At 37.9% G+C, this 20,027-nt stretch carries 11 protein-coding genes; 1 reads left to right on the top strand and 10 read right to left on the bottom strand.

The features are described 5' to 3' along the window. Positions 1–310: 310 nt before the first annotated feature. The 7 genes from QVA17_RS10410 to QVA17_RS10440 form a co-directional block, all read right to left on the bottom strand. Positions 311–688, bottom strand: coding sequence for a heavy-metal-associated domain-containing protein (locus QVA17_RS10410; protein ID WP_287388751.1), 378 nt, complete (start codon positions 686–688; stop codon positions 311–313). A 242-nt stretch (positions 689–930) separates the two neighbouring features. Further along, positions 931–4,683, bottom strand: coding sequence for a phosphoribosylformylglycinamidine synthase (locus tag QVA17_RS10415; protein WP_287388753.1), 3,753 nt, complete (start codon positions 4,681–4,683; stop codon positions 931–933). 196 nt (positions 4,684–4,879) lie between these two features. Then, positions 4,880–5,815 (bottom strand): M14 family metallopeptidase, encoded by a 936-nt coding sequence (locus QVA17_RS10420; RefSeq protein WP_027430364.1) that lies wholly within the window; start codon positions 5,813–5,815, stop codon positions 4,880–4,882. Between the two features lie 9 nt (positions 5,816–5,824). After that, entirely contained in the window at positions 5,825–6,790 is a 966-nt protein-coding gene (locus tag QVA17_RS10425; protein WP_330361961.1) for a M14 family metallopeptidase, read from the bottom strand. 121 nt (positions 6,791–6,911) lie between these two features. Continuing rightward, positions 6,912–8,330 carry a DUF342 domain-containing protein gene (locus QVA17_RS10430; RefSeq protein ID WP_287388756.1) on the bottom strand — a complete coding sequence of 473 codons (1,419 nt, stop codon included), beginning with the start codon at positions 8,328–8,330 and terminating at the stop codon, positions 6,912–6,914. A 42-nt stretch (positions 8,331–8,372) separates the two neighbouring features. Further along, complete coding sequence (locus QVA17_RS10435) at positions 8,373–9,308, bottom strand: hypothetical protein (protein WP_027430361.1); 936 nt, start codon at positions 9,306–9,308, stop codon at positions 8,373–8,375. 118 nt (positions 9,309–9,426) lie between these two features. Then, positions 9,427–11,952 carry an ATP-dependent DNA helicase gene (locus QVA17_RS10440; protein WP_287388759.1) on the bottom strand — a complete coding sequence of 842 codons (2,526 nt, stop codon included), beginning with the start codon at positions 11,950–11,952 and terminating at the stop codon, positions 9,427–9,429. A 152-nt stretch (positions 11,953–12,104) separates the two neighbouring features. Here QVA17_RS10440 and QVA17_RS10445 point away from each other — a divergent pair, with 152 nt between their 5' ends. Next, the gene (locus QVA17_RS10445) at positions 12,105–13,175 is read left to right on the top strand and encodes a glycosyltransferase family 2 protein (RefSeq protein WP_027430359.1); all 1,071 of its coding nucleotides are present in this window, start codon (positions 12,105–12,107) and stop codon (positions 13,173–13,175) included. 67 nt (positions 13,176–13,242) lie between these two features. Here the strand turns inward: QVA17_RS10445 and QVA17_RS10450 are convergent, their stop codons facing one another. The 3 genes from QVA17_RS10450 to QVA17_RS10460 form a co-directional block, all read right to left on the bottom strand. Continuing rightward, positions 13,243–15,771, bottom strand: coding sequence for a glycoside hydrolase family 2 protein (locus QVA17_RS10450; protein ID WP_287388761.1), 2,529 nt, complete (start codon positions 15,769–15,771; stop codon positions 13,243–13,245). 207 nt (positions 15,772–15,978) lie between these two features. Beyond that, positions 15,979–17,130, bottom strand: coding sequence for a cadherin-like beta sandwich domain-containing protein (locus tag QVA17_RS10455; RefSeq protein ID WP_287388763.1), 1,152 nt, complete (start codon positions 17,128–17,130; stop codon positions 15,979–15,981). 50 nt (positions 17,131–17,180) lie between these two features. After that, positions 17,181–19,256 (bottom strand): dockerin type I domain-containing protein, encoded by a 2,076-nt coding sequence (locus tag QVA17_RS10460; protein ID WP_287388765.1) that lies wholly within the window; start codon positions 19,254–19,256, stop codon positions 17,181–17,183. Positions 19,257–20,027: the final 771 nt, after the last annotated feature.

Genomic DNA, 20,027 nt, shown 5'->3' on the forward strand with positions numbered 1-20,027 from the left:
CACTCATTACCACCAATAATTACAACGCTCATGATTACCTCCTCAATCTAGCGCCCATTAATCTAACTTAAGTCAAGTTAAATAGTGTTCTATTATCATATCCCCTTATAGCTATAAGTTTAACACATCTCACTTGCGTTAGACCAATCTAACCAATGTGTTTAAAATAACGGGTTACTTAATAACCCGAATAAAAAATCCTTTTTAGTTAGCTATCGCTAACTTAATTATAAGTTAGCATAGTCTAACCCACTTGTCAAGGGCTTTTCCCAATACTATTGTTTATAATAGTATTAGGAAAACAAGCCTTTTAAGGCAACTTTTCATCTTTAATTGAGAGTAATTTAAAATCTAGTCTTTCAACAGCTATCTTTAATGCTGCATCATCTAGTTCTCTGTCGTAATCTACAAGGGCAATATTCTTCTTTAAATCAACTACTGCCGATGCACCTTCTAATCTATTAATAGAACGTTCAACACTATTCTTACAATGATCACAGTGCATACCTTCTATCGATAAAGTCTTTCTTCCAATTACTGGATTGTCTAATTTCTTTCTTTCCTCAGCTGCAAGCTCTTCCTGGCCTCCGCCACAGCATCCGCCTTCACCCTTCATATGCTTTCTTGATTGAACTAGGGCAAATGCTACAACTGCTAAAAGAATAACAACAACTATTGCTGATCCCATAAAATCACCTTCTATATTTATAGTTTGTGATAACTAACTCACGTTAGTGATGATACCCTTAATGACTATAAATGTCAATAAAAAAGCCCACCATTTACTAATAAGATACAAATATCTATTAGTAAATGGTGGGAAGTTAATTCATATTTTTACACTTCTATGAAATTACTACATTGGGGGAAGTGCTCGCATTATAGACGCTTCGCGTAGCGAGCACCTACATAGCGACTTCTACGAAGTCGCTACATAAAATACTTAACACCTGATTCGAAGATCTTAAGATCCTGTTCGCCATAGATGTTAATAGCAACTGAATCGCCACGTCTTTCTGAGTGAGCCATCTTACCCAAGCAACGACCATCTGGAGATGTAATACCTTCAATAGCCATGTAAGAACCGTTGATGTTCCACTCTTCATCCATTGATACATTTCCTTCTAAGTCACAGTACTGTGTTGCAACCTGTCCGTTAGCAATAAGCTTATCAAGCCATTCCTTAGGAGCTACAAATCTACCTTCACCGTGTGAAGCTGGGTTTGTATAAACGCCACCAAGCTTAGCGCCTGCAAGCCATGGGCTCTTATTAGATGCAACTCTGATGTATGCCATCTTAGAGATATGACGGTTAATTGTGTTATATGTAAGAGTTGGTGAGTTAGAATCCTGACCTGTAATTTCACCGTTTGGTACTAAACCAAGCTTAATAAGAGCCTGGAAACCATTACAGATACCAAGAGCTAAGCCATCTCTTTCGTTAAGAAGCTTTGTAACTTCTTCCTTCATCTTTTCATTTCTAAATGCTGTAGCAAAGAACTTAGCAGAACCATCTGGTTCATCACCAGCTGAGAAACCACCTGGGAACATAATGATCTGTGACTGTGAAATAGCCTTGCTAAATTCATCAACAGATTCTCTGATGCTTGCAGCATCTAAGTTCTTAAATACCTTAACGATTGTGTTTGCGCCAGCATTTTCAAAAGCTCTAGCTGAATCATATTCACAGTTTGTACCTGGGAATACAGGGATGAATACTGTTGGCTTAGCAACCTTATTCTTGCAAATATGAATTTCCTTAGCGTCGTAGCTAATAGCCTCAATCTTATCTGTTTCCTTAGAAGCCTTTGTTGGGAATACTGACTCAAGTGTGTCAGACCAAACGCTAAGAGCTTCTTCAAGATTGATTGAAACGTTCTTATATGTAAACTTAGCTTCAGCAGTTACCTCACCAACCTTAGTGTAAGCAACCTTAATATCAGCTAATCTATCTGCAGGAACTTCTGCAACGATGCAGCCATAGCTTGGAGAGAATAAATCCTTCTTAGCTAAATTCTCATCTAAGCTAACACCTAACTTGTTACCAAATGCCATCTTAGATACTGCTGGTACAAGACCCTTAGCATCAAGAACATAAGCTGAAACAATAGCCTTTGATAATGTAAGCTCATGGATAGCTGAATACATCTCCTTAAGCTGTGTAAAGTTAGGAAGATCATACTGATCCTTAGCAATATCAAATCTAACTAAGACATTACCTGCTGCCTTTAATTCAGGAGTGACAATGTCTGATTCCTTAGCAATATCAATAGCGAAAGAACAAAGTGTTGGTGGAACATCGATATCTTCAAATGTACCTGACATACTATCCTTACCACCAATTGATGGAAGACCGAATTCCATCTGAGCCTCGTAAGCACCAAGAAGTGCTGCAAAAGGCTGACTCCATCTCTTAGGATCTTCGCTCATTCTTCTAAAGTATTCCTGGAATGTAAATCTAATCTTCTTATAATCACCACCAGTTGCAACGATCTTAGCAACTGAATCAACTACAGCATACATTGCGCCATGGTATGGGCTCCACTTTGAAAGGAATGGATTAAAACCATAAGACATCATTGTTACTGTATCGCACTTACCCTTAAGAACTGGTAACTTAGCAACCATAGCCTGAGTTTCTGTAAGCTGATACTTACCACCGTAAGGCATTGTTACTGTACCTGCACCGATTGAAGAGTCAAATCTTTCTACAAGACCCTTCTGAGAGCATTCATTTAAGTCACCTAAAACCTTAAGCCAGCTAGCTCTAACATCTTCAACTTCTACTGGAGTTAATACATTTTCTTCTTCAACAGGCATCTCAACTTCTACGCAAGTTTCCTGATGAGCACCGTTAGTATCAAGGAAAGCTCTTGAAATATTAACGATATCCTTACCTCTCCATGTAAGTACAAGTCTAGGTTCCTCTGTAACAACAGCAACTTCAATAGCCTCTAAGTTTTCTTCTGCTGAATAAGCTAAGAATTCCTTAACATCCTTAGGATCAACTACAACAGCCATTCTTTCCTGTGATTCTGAAATTGAAAGTTCTGTACCATCAAGACCTTCATACTTCTTTGGAACCTTATCAAGATCAACTCTTAAACCATCAGCTAATTCACCAATAGCAACTGAAACACCGCCGGCACCAAAGTCGTTACACTTCTTAATAAGCTTTGTAACTTCTGGTCTTCTAAAGAGTCTCTGCATCTTTCTTTCAGTAGGTGCATTACCCTTCTGAACTTCTGCGCCACACTCTTCAATAGACTTCTCTGTATGAACCTTAGATGAACCTGTAGCACCACCACAGCCATCACGTCCTGTTCTACCACCAAGTAAGATAATGATATCTCCTGGATCTGAACTTTCTCTCTTAACTGCAGCTCTTGGAGCAGCGGCCATAACAGCACCGATTTCCATTCTCTTAGCTACGTAATCTGGATGATATAATTCCTTAACATAACCTGTTGCAAGACCAATCTGGTTACCGTATGAAGAATAACCATGAGCAGCACCTGTAACTAACTTTCTTTGTGGAAGCTTACCATGCATTGTCTCAGATACTGGAACTGTAGGATCTGCAGCACCTGTAATTCTCATAGCTTGGTAAACGTAAGTACGTCCTGAAAGTGGATCACGAATTGCACCACCAAGACATGTTGCAGCACCACCAAATGGCTCAATTTCAGTAGGATGGTTATGAGTTTCATTCTTGAAGTTTACTAACCATTCTTCTGTCTTTCCATCTATTTCAACTGGGACAACAATTGAACAAGCATTAATTTCTTCTGATTCTTCCTGATCATCAAGTAAGCCCATCTTCTTAAGCTTCTTAGCAGCAAGTGTACCAAGATCCATAAGGCAGATAAACTTATCCTTGCGACCTGCATAAACAGATTCTCTATCAGCTAAGTACTTCTTAAATGTAGCTTCGATTGGAGCCTTGTACTTACCCTCGTCAAACTTAATATCCTTTAATTCTGTAGCAAATGTTGTGTGACGACAGTGATCTGACCAGTATGTATCAAGTACTCTGATTTCAGTCATTGATGGGTCACGCTTCTCTTCTGCAGCGAAATGTTCCTGAATGAACTTAAAGTCATTAAATGTCATAGCAAGACCAAGGGAATCATAAAGATCCTTTAAATCTGCCTCATTCATAGCTGTAAAGCCGTCAAAAATCTTAACGTCAGCTGGAGTCTTAAACTCAGTAACTAAAGTCTCTGGAACTGTTTCAAGAGCTTCTCTAGAATCTACTGGATTTATGCAGTTTTCCTTAATCTTTTCCTTTTCTTCTTCTGTTAACTTACCTGAAATAACATAGGTAGTTGCTGTTTTAATAACTGGAGTTTCATTTTCGTTAAAGAACTTAACGCACTGTTCGGCAGAATCAGCTCTCTGATCAAACTGACCTGGTAAATATTCTACAGAAAATACAAAATCATCATCGTTTTTAGTAAATGTGCCTTCATAAACATTGTCTACAGGAGGCTCAGAAAATACTGTTGTTAACGCCTTCTTATAAGTTTCCTCGGATAGGTTTTCCACATCATATCGTATTAAAACCCTGACATTGCTAACAGTTTTAATACCTAGATAGCCAATAATCTCATTCTCAAGCGACTTCGCGTTCATCGCAAAATCCTTCTTCTTTTCAACAAAAACACGTTTAACGTTGCTCATGTCGTCCTCCTAAATATTTAATAAATCATTCCTCGCCTCTAAAGGTAAACGCTACCAAAAAAGACCCGTTGAGAATACACTCAACAGGTCTCAATTTTAACACAGCAAAATAAGTAAATCAATTCATTAACTAGGCAAAAAAAGATTATTTTTTTAAGTTTCACACACACAATCAAAGTCGATAAAACTCAAACATCTATTCATGCATTCTTCTAAGAATTTTATAAACTACCTCATCCCCTAAAACCATAGGAGCTGTGTGGGCAAAGAATACGATGCCCTCTGTAGGAGACTTAATTTCTGCCTTTATTTCCCCTTCGTGTGGGTCAAGAATTTGTGCTATGACCTCCTCATGAGAGCAGAAATCTCCTGGATTTTTAAGTCTTTTATAAAAGCCTGCAGTCTCAGACTTTACAGCCATTAAATCCTCTTCATTAGTGATACTAGCAATAAAACCGGAATGGTTATTATATTTTAAAATACCCATTCTAGTTAAGAATCTAAGCACAGAGGAAACTGCCTGTCTTGCCGAAGTTTCATCAATTAAGTCAGTGCTATTAGTGTATATTGAAAATGCGTTCGTGCCCTGCATTTGCCAATTATAATTTAGAGTTACTGTATCCATAGGCTTTGGCTTTCGAATAATTACATAAGGAAGGCCAAAAAGGTTGGCAAGAGATGCATTTTGATGGCCAGTATCCATAAGTCTTACATGAGGAATAAAATCTCCCGGCATGTAAAAAGAGGCAAACTGAATGCCATAACTATAACCCTTTACTCTATTAAAAATAGCAGCTGCAATCTGCTTTGTAGTATCCCCAGTTTCATCTCCTGGGAACTGTCTATTTATATCCTGATTATCAATAGCCCAAAATCTCTTCTCGATGTTCATGGAAAAGCTGTTAGCGCTTGGAATCACAACAATTTCATGATTGTGAGTAATTGCCCCGTGAGCCTCTAAGTACTTTAAAGTCTTAATAAGCTGTGAGCAAATGTAGAGCTGCTGCATTTCATTTCCACGAAGAGCCCCTACAATGGCCGCAGATTTCTCTCCCTGTCCGAAACGATAAGCCTCGATTTTAAAATCTTCACGATATAAGCCTTTTAAGCTAAAAACTGTTTCTTTAACCATTAATTTTTCCTAATCCTTATGATAAATTCTGCAAAGTAGCGCACCCTTATAAACTACCGGATGCTCTCTAATAGTAAATATAATTCCATCCACCGGCGACTCTAAATGCTGTAAAATGCGTCCTTCAATAGGTTCAATAATATCTCCTATGTGACTGCCAATAGAAATCTCTCCAAGATTTTCCATATTAGGCACAAAAAGTCCAGATTCTAGAGCACTAATAAAGGTAACCTCACCCTCTTTAGAAACAATAGGTTCCTTAACCGGCTTAGTATCCCCATCCCAGACACCTACTTGCTTAAGTAAGTTTAGTACACCTTCAAAAAGCTGCTTACAGTAGCTCTTACTAATTCTATTACCAACGCCCATCTCAACTACCATAGTTGGCACCCCAAGATGATTTAAGGAATAAGAAAGGGTTGCCTCTCTTACCGGAAGGGAAGAATAAACCCAGACAAAGTCAGCATTTAGTGACTTTGCGAAAGGAAGTAACTTCTCCTCGTTATCATCATTTAGACGGACCTGTAACATTTCCTTTACGAATTTATTACTTGAGTGAATATCAAGGCACATGTCAGACCCTATAATGTCATTAACTAGATTTGCAGCTGCATATTCTGCAAAAGCGCCATTACTCATACCAGGAAACACCCTATTCATGTCTAGGTCAAACATAGGAATTCCGCGGTATCCACTATCAAGTCCTAAAGGATTAACACATGGGTAAATGTCAATGATACCCTTTAGTTTGTCCTCATGCATTTTAATATGTCTTATTAATTCAAAAATAATATACTGTCCATCAAGCTCATCCCCATGAATTCCAGTAACTAAAGAGAATCTAGGAAGCTTTGATAGCTCCTTTTTACTAAGCCCTTCAGGCTGTAGACGTCTCTTCTTAATTACAAGCTTTTCATGCACCGGAAGCTCGATAGATACTATGTTCTCAATCATCATAACTCCTTCAGATTTCATTTTTTACATCTATAATAATACTACTTTTAGGCCTTAAAAAAAACCACTAGCATTCTCAACTAGTGGTTTTCTAAATTTCTAAAGTTATTCATGTAAAAATGTTACAAAACACGCCTTACTATCAATCATCATCATAATCTATTAACTTAATAGCATTTTGCGATTTCTTTACTAAAATGTGTTCAAAAACGGTAGTTGGAATATAACTCTTATCATCCATAATAATTCGACAGCCCGGATAACAGTTCTTCTCTATCTTAACCACTGATCTTTCCGACTCTCTAATCATTGAAAAGAGCTCTTTACTTCTCGCCTCTGCCTTTGACTTCTCCGCTTTCTTTACAATCTTAGATTGGAAAATTCTAGTCTCCATATCCTTATTATATTTGTCTGATTCAGCTTCCTTTAAAAGAGCAATCTTTTCAAGGGCCTGATCAAAGGTATCTATAGCTGAATCTATCTCTTTTATTTTCATAATGCATTCCGCATATTCATGCCTAATTTCCTTAGTGGCGCCAACTCTAACAACAGTCTTAGCATTAGTCTCGTGTCCGCATTCCTCCATCTCAACGCCTAAAACTCCTGTGACATCACCACCAATAATAGAGCCTCTGTTACCTGAAACATAGACCTTTCCATAAGCTACGGCTGTGGAATTAAGAATGTAATCTGCCTTTATGTCACCCTTACAAAATACAAATGTATTTTCAAAGAATCTAGCCTGAACACAGCCATCTGCCACGATCTTACCAATTCCCTTAGTATTACAGCCATCCTTAATTATAATGTCCTTCTTAGACTTAATATTAGCACCCTCAACAAAGCCGCTAATATAAATATTTCCCATGGCATTAATATTAACACCAGATCTTACTCCACCGGAAATATTAATATCCCCGTCAAAGTCAATATTACCAACGCTTAAGTCCACATCTCCGCTAATATCAAGGACATCACTAATATTTAAATCATAGTTTCTAAATTCAACCTTACCCGTCTTTGCAGCGTAGTAATCGAGGCCATCCTCAGAAACTATAAAGCCCTTGCCTCTAATTCTTGGTGCTGGTTTTCCAGGCTTTGGAACTAGTAACTTACCTAAAACATCAAAGCCAAAGTTACCCTTTGTTGGCTCGTGATATTTACATAGCAAATCTCCTTCCTTAACCTTTACAAAAAGAGTGTTACTAAAGAAATCTATTGATCCATCCTCTCTAATAGTAGGCTTGCTACCGCCATTTCCAGCCATATCTACATCAAAGAAATAGTCATAAAAACCATCTTCGCCGGCTTCCACAGGTCTACCTGTTGCGATTATGAAAAATTGTCCAAATTGTTTTTGGCTTACAATTTCAAGTATCTTTTCCTCGTCAATTCCAGTTTTTATACCCACTTCCGCAAGCTTATTTAAAACCTCATCGCGGGTATAATCGCTTTCTTTTGAGTCAGGCTTAGATAATTGAATTGCAGCCTCCATTCTATCGTCTGATAACTGTATTTGAATATCTTTACCATTCTCTACATTTTCAATTGTATCGTCCACCTGCTCACCCCCTTTACATACACACTAAAGGTTATAAGAAAACTAATTTGCATAAATCAAAAGATCTGAAGCATCCTCGCCTCTTTCTAAACGCAATCTAATGGCTTCCATCTGTTTAAAGCTATATCTTGCATCCGCATATAAACTGACGTCCACACCACTAGTAAGTCCAAGTAGTATTTCTTGACTTTGCAAATCATTAAGAGTAGGTTCTTCTTTAGAATCTCCTCGCTCTAATTGTTCTCTTTTTTCCCTCATGGTAACTGCATCATAAAAAGGATCAGCATAAGATGCAACATCTATTCCCGCTTCAAGACCCAGCCTAATTTCCTTCATTTGGCCGGATGAGAACCCTAACTGATTATAAACTTCGATATCGATACCATTTTCAAGGCCTATTCTTAACTGCTCCATTTGCTCGCCAGTGTATTCATGCAGCATATATTTCGTCACATCTACGCAAGACTTTATACCTAATCGCAGTTCGTTAAGCTGAAAGGCATCGTAATTGTCCTTTACAAAAAAATCAATATCTAAATCGTCTTTCTTTGCCATTCTAATCTGCCTTAAAACCTCGCCAGAATAGCCAGATTTTGCAAACCTAGAAATGTCATAACCAATCTTTCTAGCTAGACGAATTTCTCTAATAACTGAATTCGAGTAATGTGGATTACACACATCTTCAATATCGATTCCTGCTCTAATTGCTTCCTTTATTTCCTCCATTTGCATGTAGTCAAACTCAGGCGCAGCAAAAGGGCGAACATCCATCCCTTCTTCAAGACCTAGTCTAAGAGATTTCATGCTAGCCGCGTTAAATTCCGGATTGCAATAAATCGATACATCTACTCCATTTTCCAAACCCCTATTAATTTCCATACATTGGAATTCATCAAAACCAAGTGCCATCCACTCATTTCTGTCGGCCTTACGCTTGATGTATTGCCCAATAAGCTTTTCAAATTCTGTATCTTCCATGTGAACTCCTCGCATTAGAATCATTTTCTTGTCTCTATAGATTTTTTCACGCCATAATCTATAACAATGATAACATATTTTATATTTTATCACAATAGACGATAATCTAATTTTTTAACTATTTAATGCCCCAGAAGTCCTTTACAACATTTTCCAAATAATCCTTGTTTATAGGATAAACCTTGTCCCACTCCCTTGGGAAAAGGGCCTCGTACTCAGGGGTTAGGAATCTGTCATCAAGAAGTAAAATAACCCCCTCATCATCGGCGGTTCTAATAACCCTGCCTGCTGCCTGCAAGACCTTATTCATACCAGGATAGACATAAGCATAGGAATAGCCATCCTTCTTGTTGTCGTTAAAGTAGTCCTTAATAATGTCTCTAGACCTGCAAATCATAGGAATTCCCGTACCTACAATGGCGGTTCCAATAAGGCTGTCCTCTTTTAGGTCAATTCCTTCTGAAAATATACCTCCAAGGACGCAAAAGCCTACTAAAGACTTAATGTCTCGCTTTAAATTAGCCCTATCAAATTTATCATCCACTTTAAGAGCATCACTTAGTTTCCCGTCTTCTAAGGAGAAGGCAAATGTAACGTTTAAAAGGGAGTCTTCCTTAGATGTGAAATTTTTTAAAAATTCTTCTCTCTCAATTTCAGACATCTTGCTAGACTGCATAATTACATTAACCTCAGGGTCAAAGGGATTAAGATAGTAATTAGTGTAGAGGTCATAAACCTTTTCCATAAAGGCAAAGGATGGGAAGAAAACCATGTACTTGCCGGGTTTTGCCTTAACCATACCATCAATATAGCTGCAAATCTTTCGATACTCTGTCTCATTTCTTCTAGAATATCTGCTACTTACATCCCTTGCAACAATAACTCTCTTCTTATCCTTATCAAATGGAGAGTTAGCATAAATCGCCTTATCAGACACTTTTCCTGTAATCATTTCCTTGTAATAATTAATTGGAAGTAGGGTTGCAGAAAAGAAAATTGCGCTTTTTACCTGACCTAGTCTAGTGCTTATGTTTCCTGAAGGGTCAATGCAAGATAAATTTATTACAAAATTTCCCCTTTCATCCTCCTCCACGTAACGCACATATTTTTCATCGGCAATATCCTCCATAGCTAGGAAATGTCTAATATCAAAGTAAAAATCCAGTAGTTCTGGGTAAACTGGCTTGCCCTTTTGACGCTCTAAATATTTCATAAGAACACCTCCAAGACGCTCTAGGGCTAAACTAAACTTTCCAAAGGAAATTAGCTTTTTAAAGGACTTGGCCTCTTTCTTTAACTCAATAAGTTCCTTGTTACATTTATTAATAGCAGACACAATTTTTTTCTCAGAAGGATCCTTTAGTAGCTTTTTAACCTCTAAGAAGTCCTCTTTAATTAGCCTTGCACTATACATATCTCTAGCCCTATCCACTAGGTTGTGGGCCTCATCCACAAGGATGCAGTAATCCCCCTTATTGCCCTCTGCAAAGTATCTCTTAAGGCAAGCATCTGGATCAAAAACGTAGTTATAATCACAAATTATGCCATCACACCAGTAGCTTGCATCTAGTTCCATTTCAAAAGGACATACCGTCTGCTCCTTAGCATATTGTAAAACCACATCTCTAGTTATGGTTTTCTCATGAGTAATCATGTCATAAACTGCCATATTAACTCTGTCATAATGCCCCTTAGCATAAGGACAAACCTGAGGGTTACATTCGCACTCATCAAGTGGACAAATCTTTTCCTTAGCAGTTAAAGTAATTGCCCTAAAGGAAAGGCCCTTATTTCTTAATATCTCAAAGGTATCCTCTGCTACCGTTCTAGTTATAGTCTTAGAAGTGAGATAAAAAATCTTATCAATATAGTCTCGCCCCATAGCCTGAACAGAAGGATAAACTGTAGAAATAGTCTTACCAACACCTGTCGGTGCCTGAATATACATATGCTCTTTACTTGTTATAGTTCTATAGACACTAGAAATTATGGCCTTTTGACCCTCGCGATATTCAAAAGGAAAAGATAAATTTCTAATGGATTCATTTCGTCTTGCTCTTTCATCTAAAAGGAAGTCTGTCCATTTTTTAAAATCTAATAAAAGCTTATTAAACCAGCTAGAAAGGTCCTCGTAAGTATATTCCTCCACGAATTTTTTTGTAAATTCTGTCTCTGGATTGCAGTAAGTCATCTGAACTGTTATGGAATCTAGCTCATTTTTTGTAGCATAAATATAAGCATAGACCATGGCCTGTGCCTTATGAACATAAACGGGCTCCTTTAGTTTTGTAATGCCTGACTGCATAGTCTTAATTTCATCCACAGTAACAGGACCTAGGGGAGTTTTATTGCCCTCCTCATCCTCTACAATATCAGCAATAATGCCGTCTGCTCTTCCCTCAATCTGAATGACATAAGGATTTCCAAAATTTGTCACCTGATTAAACTCCATCTTAAGAGGGACTTCTGCGTGATATGCAGAACCTGCGGCATGCTGAATTTTCCTATGGATTCTTGCGCCCTCCTGCATGGCATGAACGTCTGATATTCCTGTACTTCGCTTGTCTATATCTCCACTGGTGCACAAAAATTCCACCAGATTTCTTACTGATATTCTAAGAACATTTTTTACAATAACATACATAGTAATTTCCAATCTTCTAAGTCAAATTTACATATACTAACATACTAGTTTTAGACCATTATAGCACATAATCATATTGTTAAATTTCTATATTTGTTATAAAATTAGTATAGAAAATGTAAACAAAGCTGAATATTCTTCGGAGGTCTTTTATGACAACATTTAGTCTATGTTTAATCGTGAAAAATGAAGAGAAATGCCTTAGAGAATGTCTTGATTCCTACAAGCCTGCCTTTGACGAAATCGTCGTGGTAGACACTGGTTCCACAGACGCTACAAAGGAAATTGCTCTAGAATATACTGATAAAATCTATGATTTTAAGTGGGTCAACGACTTTAGTGCTGCTAGAAATTTTGCCTTTTCAAAATGTAGTTGTGACTACATTTTTAGCGCAGATGCGGATGAGGTCCTAACCCCTGACAATCTTGAAATGCTATTAAAGCTTAAGGAGGTTATGATGCCAGAAATCGAGATGGTCACCTTCCTTTATGTCAACGACTCAAAATACAACACCAGCTATAACTTTAAAACTGAGCGCAGGGCAAAGCTTTATAAGCGCATTCGACAGTTTACTTGGATTTCGCCAATCCATGAGACAGTGCGCCTTGATCCTGTAATTTTTGATAGTGACATAAGCATTAGTCATAGGCCTATATCTAATCATTCCAAAAGGGATTTTGACATTTACTACAAATCCCTAGATTCTGGGGTTACCTTCCTTGACTATGCCCTTTGCATGTTTATTAAGGAGCTATTTATTTCCGGTGACCGTCAGGATTTTCTAAAGGCTCATCCTTATTTGGAGAAAATGTCACGCTCTAACTACTATAAAGAGGACACTCTAAAGTACATCCGCGTGGCGCTAATACATGTCTATAGGCTTGAAAATGATTTTGATAATTTCTTCAAGCTAGTATCCTTAGAGCTTTGTGACAACCCAAGTGCAGAGACCTGTCTTGAGCTTGGCTACTACTATGAGGATAATCTAGATTACGAGCAGGCCATTCTTTGGTTTATAAATGCTGCCAATGAAACTGCAAGCATTATTGATATCCATGCCTGCACCGATACCCCACGCTACTCTCTTTCAAGATGTTATAAAAAACTAGCCCTTGAAGCAGAAGAAGATGGGGATGATGAAATGGCTAGCAACTATAATGACATTGCTAAGGAATACGAGGAACAGGCCGATAATGTGAAATTACCTGAGGTGGATGACTAAGGTTGGTAAATTTTTTACAAAAATATAAGCTACTCTTATTGGATAAATCAATAAGAGTAGTTTTTTATTAGGAAATGCTAAATTCTACCGTCTTAGAATCCTTATCCCAGCCATATGGCATATTTATTGTAACTTCTGTCTTTCCCTTAATTCCTGTGGTCTTTAGGTAAGTTCCACCCATACCACCAAGAATCTTTACACTTTCAGGTCCAATTATTTCAAGACCTTCTCCCTTAATTGTTATTGGAAGATTGTCATTAAAGAACACTGCCTGATTGCCATTCTCATCCTTTACCATCACTCTAATTTCAGCCACATCATAAGTTTCGTCATCCACTAATTCTGTGCTTGAAACATCTAGTTCAAGGTGAAGCTTTGTAGCTGTAGATTTTGTCCTTGAAATTACAAGCTCACCATTCTTATAACCATCAAATCTAAACTTAGTAGACTCTCCACCCCAGTTGCCAACGTACTTCTGATAGAGTTCGTAAAGCTTAGCATAATTAAGATGATAAATTGTAATTAGCTTTATGCCCTCAAGATAAATCTCCTTTGGCATGTGATTCATACCAAATCTTGCCACATAATTAAAGCATTTCTTTAAGCTATCACTTTGCTTTTTAGATAAATTTTCTCCAGTAATGAAAGCGTCACCAATGTAGTCATCTACAAGGATTGGGCCATTTTTCAAATTCTTATATTCTGAATCCTTGTGAGTGTATTCCTTAATAAAAATGTCGTTTTTATACATTTTTACACTGTCACAGTTTGTGAAAATGTAGGTGTTACCTCTCATGCCTGCTGGATGCTCACCAATATCAAAAGAGGAACTTATCTCAAGCACAGGATTTACACCCTGCACTGAAGCATAGACGTAAGCTGCCATCTTTGGATTTCTAAACATATCTAAAACTCCGTGATAGCAAATTCTATCGCCACTTCCAAAGTCCTTATGAGTATTGTAATCAAACATACACCAGCCAATAGCTCCGGCAATGTCTTCATTTTTATAAAAATCATTCAAGACCTTAGCGTGTCTAAGGGCATGGTCTAGTCTATGCTCCTCGCAGTCATAGGACTTTGTTGGAAACATGTGGCCGTTAAACTCACTAATCATGTAGGCCTTTGACATGTCAGAAGTCACCTTCTTCTTGGCATCCACACCGTCGTTAGTGCCATCGTGGAGGAAGTCGTTATAAGTGTAAACATCCTCAAGGAAAGAACTCTTCTTTAAATATCTAACACCTGCAGTTGCTCTTGTAGAATCCAGCTCTCTTGCTAGCTTATTAGTCTTTGTATAAAGCTCGTCATCATCCACGGATTCATTAATTCGCACGCCCCAAAGAATGATAGAAGTATAATTTCGATACTGAAGCACCATGTTTCTTACATTTTCCACTGCCTGAGCCTTCCAGTCTTCATCTCCAATGTGCTGCCAACCTGGAATCTCAGTAAATACAAGAAGTCCTAGTTCGTCACACTGCTCAATAAAGGCCTTTGACTGAGGATAATGAGAGGTACGAACTGTGTTAACTCCTAGCTCTTTTCTTAAAATCTTGGCATCAAGTCTTTGCATGCTATCTGGCATGGCATAGCCCACGTATGGATAGCTTTGATGTCTGTTAAGGCCTCTAATTCTTAACTTTCTGCCATTAAGATAAAAGCCTGTATCTCTAAATTCTGCCTTCTTAAAGCCAATCTTATACTCTTTAAAATCTCGCACATAGTCCTTATCAAGGAGGCTAACTCTAACCTTATAAAGCTTAGGATTTGTCACATCCCAGACATTGATATTGTCTAGTTCAAGAGATTCCTTTAGGCTTGCACCCTCTTTTTTAGCATCCATAAGGAAAGCGCCATCAAGTGTTTCTAAAAGGCTCATGTCCTTTTTATTCAAAAGCCTTTCCCCATCAAAGATCTCATATCTAAGAATTGTGCTATGTAAAAAAGAGACATCATTTGTCTTACTTGAATTCTTTATAACTGTCTCAAAACCTAGTCTTGCCTTGGCTTTGCTAGCCTTAAACTTTTCTTGTTGTTTAAGGGCTTCCGTTAAAAATTCAATCTCACCCACAATCTCTGGCTTTAAATAAACATCCTCAATAAAGAGCTTGTCTGTCACTTCAAGATAGACCTCTCTATAAATTCCGCCGTAAGTCATGTAGTCAATAACATAGCCAAAAGGCGGGATGTTTAAGCTCTCCCTTGAATCCAGTTTTACTACTAAGATATTGTCCTTCTCGTAATCAAGATAATCTGTTATGTCATAGGAAAATGCAGTGTAGCCGCAATTGTTCTCACCGATTAATTTACCGTTTAAATAGACGCTTGCTCTATGTCCTGCCCCAGCAAAATTAAGGCTAACTCTTCTATCTTTCCATTCCTTCTTAGCACTAAAAACCTTACGGTAACCACTAAGCATCTGATAAACCGACTCATCAAAATAATTAAAAGGAGTCTCTACTACTGTATGTGGAATTCTAACTGTCTCTAATTCTAGATTACAGTCCCTATCTAAAAGCTCATCACTGTAATTTTTAGTAAATTGCCAGTCATTATTAAGCGGTATTTTCTTTGTAATATTTTCTAAACCCATATAAAACCTCCATTAAGACAAACATGAGGTAGTAGCGAAGCGGATTCCGAATGTCCGCTTTACATGCCTCAAATTATTGTCTACCCTTGTCCCTAAGCTGATTATAAATGATTTTAAATAAAAAAGAAACTGCTTTTATAAAAACAGTTTCCTTTTATTTTTTTATAAAATTAATTCAGTATTTATGCGGCTTTGATGGAAACTTTTTTATTTTTCATCTTTGTCGATTTCTGTTAATTCGATTTCTTCACTAGGCTCATCTTCTTCACTAGGTTCGGCCACTTTACTAGGCTCAGCCATTTCACTAGACTCGGCCGCTTCACTAGGCTCATCTTCTTCAGATTCGTCTTTATTAGCACCAAGCTTTGATAATCTCACGCTTAGAATGCTAATGATAATGATTGCTGCAAGTAGCACCACTGCTAGGCAAAAGAGTGATAGATAAAAATACCACTTATAAGCCTTTGAAACCATGCCCTTAGCCTCTGCCTTTGAAACATCCGCTGCATCGCTTGCCACAAAGTAGTTTGCATCATAGAGCTGAATTGTGCCGTCAATTGACACTTCCCTTTCAACAATTTCCTCGGTCTCTGACTGGCTTTCCTCCTCAGTTGTGTTTTCAGTTTCCGTTGCATCCCCTCTTGTAGTTGCAATTGTGTAAGTCTTTGTGTCACCGTTTTGCGCTGTAACTACTACATAGGTCTCATTAGCGCCCATGTCTAGGTTTGCGTATTTTACTGAAACTGTGGCATTTGCATCATTTGCAACAGCATTAACCACTAAAGTTTCCACATCTGCATCCACGCTAGTGGTGTAATAAGTTGTGGATGATGAAAATGCAGGCGAAAGCACGCCAGGGCTAATCTTTAAAGATTTTAGTGTGTTATCTGATGAATAATTAGCTGCGGCCTTTCCTGTAACACTGCCCTTTGAGCTTGAAACTGTCATATCCTCTTCGTTGCCATCAATAAGTCTTGTATTTCCAGTAACTGACACGCTTGAAGTTCCAACTCCCACAATCTTAAAGGTGAAGTTAAAGCTCTTGCTTGTGAAAGTGTCTGTATTAACTAAGCCAAGAGTTCCAGCGCCGCTAGTATCTGCGGAGCCTGAAACATATTGCAAAATGTTTGTGTCGTAGGAAAGATAGAGCTGTGTGGCATAAACCTCAGAACTTGCACTAATGGTCAATGTCACAGTTACGCTCTCCCCTACTGTGGCTGAGGCTGAACTAATGGATATGTTGGCAGTTTGCGCTGCCTTAATATCCTTTAAATTCTGCCCAGCAAATATACTTACAAAGACAAGTAAAAAAGCAATTATTGTGCTTAATAATCTAGTATGTCCTTCTCTCTTTCTCATTTTTATTCTCCCCTCGTTTTTAAGCCCTCTAGTTTTGCATTATGCAGAAGCTACTCTACGATATACTTGCTACCAGTAATGTGTTTCTTAATAGCAACAATATCTAATATGTCTGAGCTTCCATTTCTATTAGCATCTGCGGCCTCTAAGTACTCACTGTCTAAACTAATGCTGCCTACTATGTACTTCTTAAGCCTTACTATATCAAGCAAATCAACAACTCCATCACCGTTAATGTCTCCATAAATCACAACGCAAAGTGAAGTCTTGATATTTCCGTTGTTATCATAAATGTTTAATTTGTCCCCAGTGGCAACTCTACCCGTCTTCTCGTTGCCATTTTTATCACAAATTTTTCCATAACCGCCGGTTATAGATACATTTTCTAACACACTTCCAACATCAGAGCCAATGCCTATTCCCGATACTCGACTATTACTTATGGATAGGCTCGTTTTATAACTTGTATCTCCGATGCTTCCTGAGCTTTGACTAGATTCTCTTACAATCTTTATGTAATAAGACCTTACACTTCCGTTTTGAGCCCTTACATTTATTGTAAAATTGTTCTCTCCTTCAGATAAACTAACTGTGCCTGTTCCACTTACTGCTGCTCCTGAATCTATGGCCTGTGCACTAATATCAACGCTTGCTACGTTGTTTGGCACGATTACAGAATAGCTTGTAGTGTCCTTATTAAAGCTTGGTGTTAGGCTCTGACCTGAAACTGAAAGGGAGCTTAACTTGTTATTTACGCTACCGCTACCAACTGGACAATCACAGATTGACTCAGGCATATTTTCATAAACAGGAATTTCAAAAACTAGGCTAGTATTCTGCTTCATAGTATCTGTATATGCCTTACTTGCGGTCACCGCTTCAGACCTAGCTCCAAGAATATTTGTCATATACTGATGATAGAAATTAGTTACATCAAATTTTTCATAGTAAATAGTATCCTGTCCCTTATTGATATAATTTTTGCCAAGTATAATGGCTCCACCAACAATTGATTTCATTCTTGAGTTCCAAGGTCTAAGACTTGCTGAATCTGATCTATTAGCGTAAATAAGTCCGTTAACCACTGCACTTGCGCTACTTGTCTTATAAGCGCCTTGATTATAGTAATTGTATAGTCCACCATATCCGCTAACGTTTCCAGAAATACTTGAACCAGTTCCTTGTGTTCCCTGTTCCTGAATTATTCTAGAAGCTAAATGATATGGGCTTACACCTGATCTTCTTGCCGCTAAAAATAGGGCGTCATTATAATTATAGGAAACTCCTTCAAAGGATAAATCATGGCTTGAATTTTCCATAAAGGTTCCTGATATAATGCTTGATAAACCTGAAGATGTTTGTAAAACTGAATTGTATGATAATTTCTCAAACATGAAAATGTAATTACTTGTTAAGAAATTTCTAGGATCTAGGGCATATGCCACAAGGTCAGGTGAGGCCTGAACCCATCCGCCACTATCAAGTTCCACATATGTACCAGTATTCCAGTCATAACAACCTTCTGCCGTTGACTTCCAAGAACTTGCTGCTGAAGAATAAATCAAACTTCTTCCCTTTACATTTTCATTGGCAAGAAGTGTATTCCAATCAACACCTGTCTTGTCTGCAATAAATACCCAATTAGGATATTTTGCATGTAATTGTCTTAATGCGGATTTGTAACTTTCTGGAAATCCTTGACGTGTTAGATAGTCTTCGAAACTTTCATCAGTAGTTTGAGTAGAATTCTCCACATAGGAATCGATTGTTACATACTCTGCAGCAATATATCCATATGTGTATGAATCATTGATATTCATAGCAACATATAACCATTCATAGTTGCTTGAATCTGACTCTGTTCCATAAATATCCATGGTTTTACCACCATTGACTTTAGTAATAACATTGCTTGTATTACTAGTATCCATAGATGATCTAAACCTTAGATTTGTTACACCATCGGTAACATGACCATATGCAATAACAGAATTTGCACCATAGGCCTTTGTTTTTGCGTTCGCTACATCAAAAAAAGTAAGACACGATAATAGCACACATGACAAATAAATAGTAGCCATCACCAATCCTACTAACGATTTAGCTTGAAAACTCTTCTTCTCCATATTCTCCACCTACGTATCTTTCTAGTGTCCCCTAACTATACGTGTTAAGCTTGTTTTCGTTTAATATTAAATTATTCGCATATATTCTAAATTCATAATAACATAAGATTTTTGAAATGAAAAGGGGGAATGTGGAGAAATTGGGGGAATTTAGGTGGCGAACGGGCGGGCATAGTGTGCCTACTTGCTTAAGTTTTTGGGGATTATAGGCACTGCCGGATGGGGAGAAATTGGGGCTTGTGCCTACTTGCTTAAGTTTTCCGGGACTGTAGGCACTGCCGGATGGGGAGAAATTGGGGCTTGTGCCTACTTGCTTAAGATTTCTCGGATTATAGACACTACCGGATATGGAGAAATTGGGGCTTGTGCCTACTTGCTTATTATTAACGCAGAAAAGGCACAGGCCTTGTGGGGTATAGCTAGCTTGTTTTAAGCGATTTGTGGCTGTAGAACCGAGATTTCAACGATTAAGGCACAGGCTATTGTTAGATAAGTTGGGAATAATATTCAAGATATTTACGCACTGTGACTTTTTCTCAACCGGCTAGAAATTTAGGCACAAGAAAAATTCTTGTGATAAAACTATCCGGAAGATTTTGTGGCCGTATTGGGAAAAATTAGCAAGTTAGGTCAATTTCCACTAATTTTAACCTGATTTGGAGGTGTGAATTTCCTAGGGATTTTAAAGCTTCAGTGACTTTATTTAGGGGATTGTAAGATTTCAGGCAAAAATCACCCTGAAAACCCCCGAAAGATTGGTGGGAAACCTAG

Origin of the sequence: Lachnospira sp. (assembly GCF_016290755.1) — a bacterium.
Classification (GTDB): domain Bacteria; phylum Bacillota; class Clostridia; order Lachnospirales; family Lachnospiraceae; genus Lachnospira; species Lachnospira multipara.

Excerpts from the sequence above, each read along its gene's own strand:
- QVA17_RS10440 (WP_287388759.1), bottom strand. The coding sequence starts at position 11,952 with ATGTATGTTATTGTAAAAAATGTTCTTAGAATATCAGTAAGAAATCTG.
- QVA17_RS10460 (WP_287388765.1), bottom strand. The coding sequence starts at position 19,256 with ATGGAGAAGAAGAGTTTTCAAGCTAAATCGTTAGTAGGATTGGTGATG.
- QVA17_RS10410 (WP_287388751.1), bottom strand. The coding sequence starts at position 688 with ATGGGATCAGCAATAGTTGTTGTTATTCTTTTAGCAGTTGTAGCATTT.
- QVA17_RS10455 (WP_287388763.1), bottom strand. The coding sequence starts at position 17,130 with ATGAGAAAGAGAGAAGGACATACTAGATTATTAAGCACAATAATTGCT.
- QVA17_RS10420 (WP_027430364.1), bottom strand. The coding sequence starts at position 5,815 with ATGGTTAAAGAAACAGTTTTTAGCTTAAAAGGCTTATATCGTGAAGAT.
- QVA17_RS10435 (WP_027430361.1), bottom strand. The coding sequence starts at position 9,308 with ATGGAAGATACAGAATTTGAAAAGCTTATTGGGCAATACATCAAGCGT.
- QVA17_RS10425 (WP_330361961.1), bottom strand. The coding sequence starts at position 6,790 with ATGAAATCTGAAGGAGTTATGATGATTGAGAACATAGTATCTATCGAG.
- QVA17_RS10445 (WP_027430359.1), top strand. The coding sequence starts at position 12,105 with ATGACAACATTTAGTCTATGTTTAATCGTGAAAAATGAAGAGAAATGC.
- QVA17_RS10415 (WP_287388753.1), bottom strand. The coding sequence starts at position 4,683 with ATGAGCAACGTTAAACGTGTTTTTGTTGAAAAGAAGAAGGATTTTGCG.
- QVA17_RS10450 (WP_287388761.1), bottom strand. The coding sequence starts at position 15,771 with ATGGGTTTAGAAAATATTACAAAGAAAATACCGCTTAATAATGACTGG.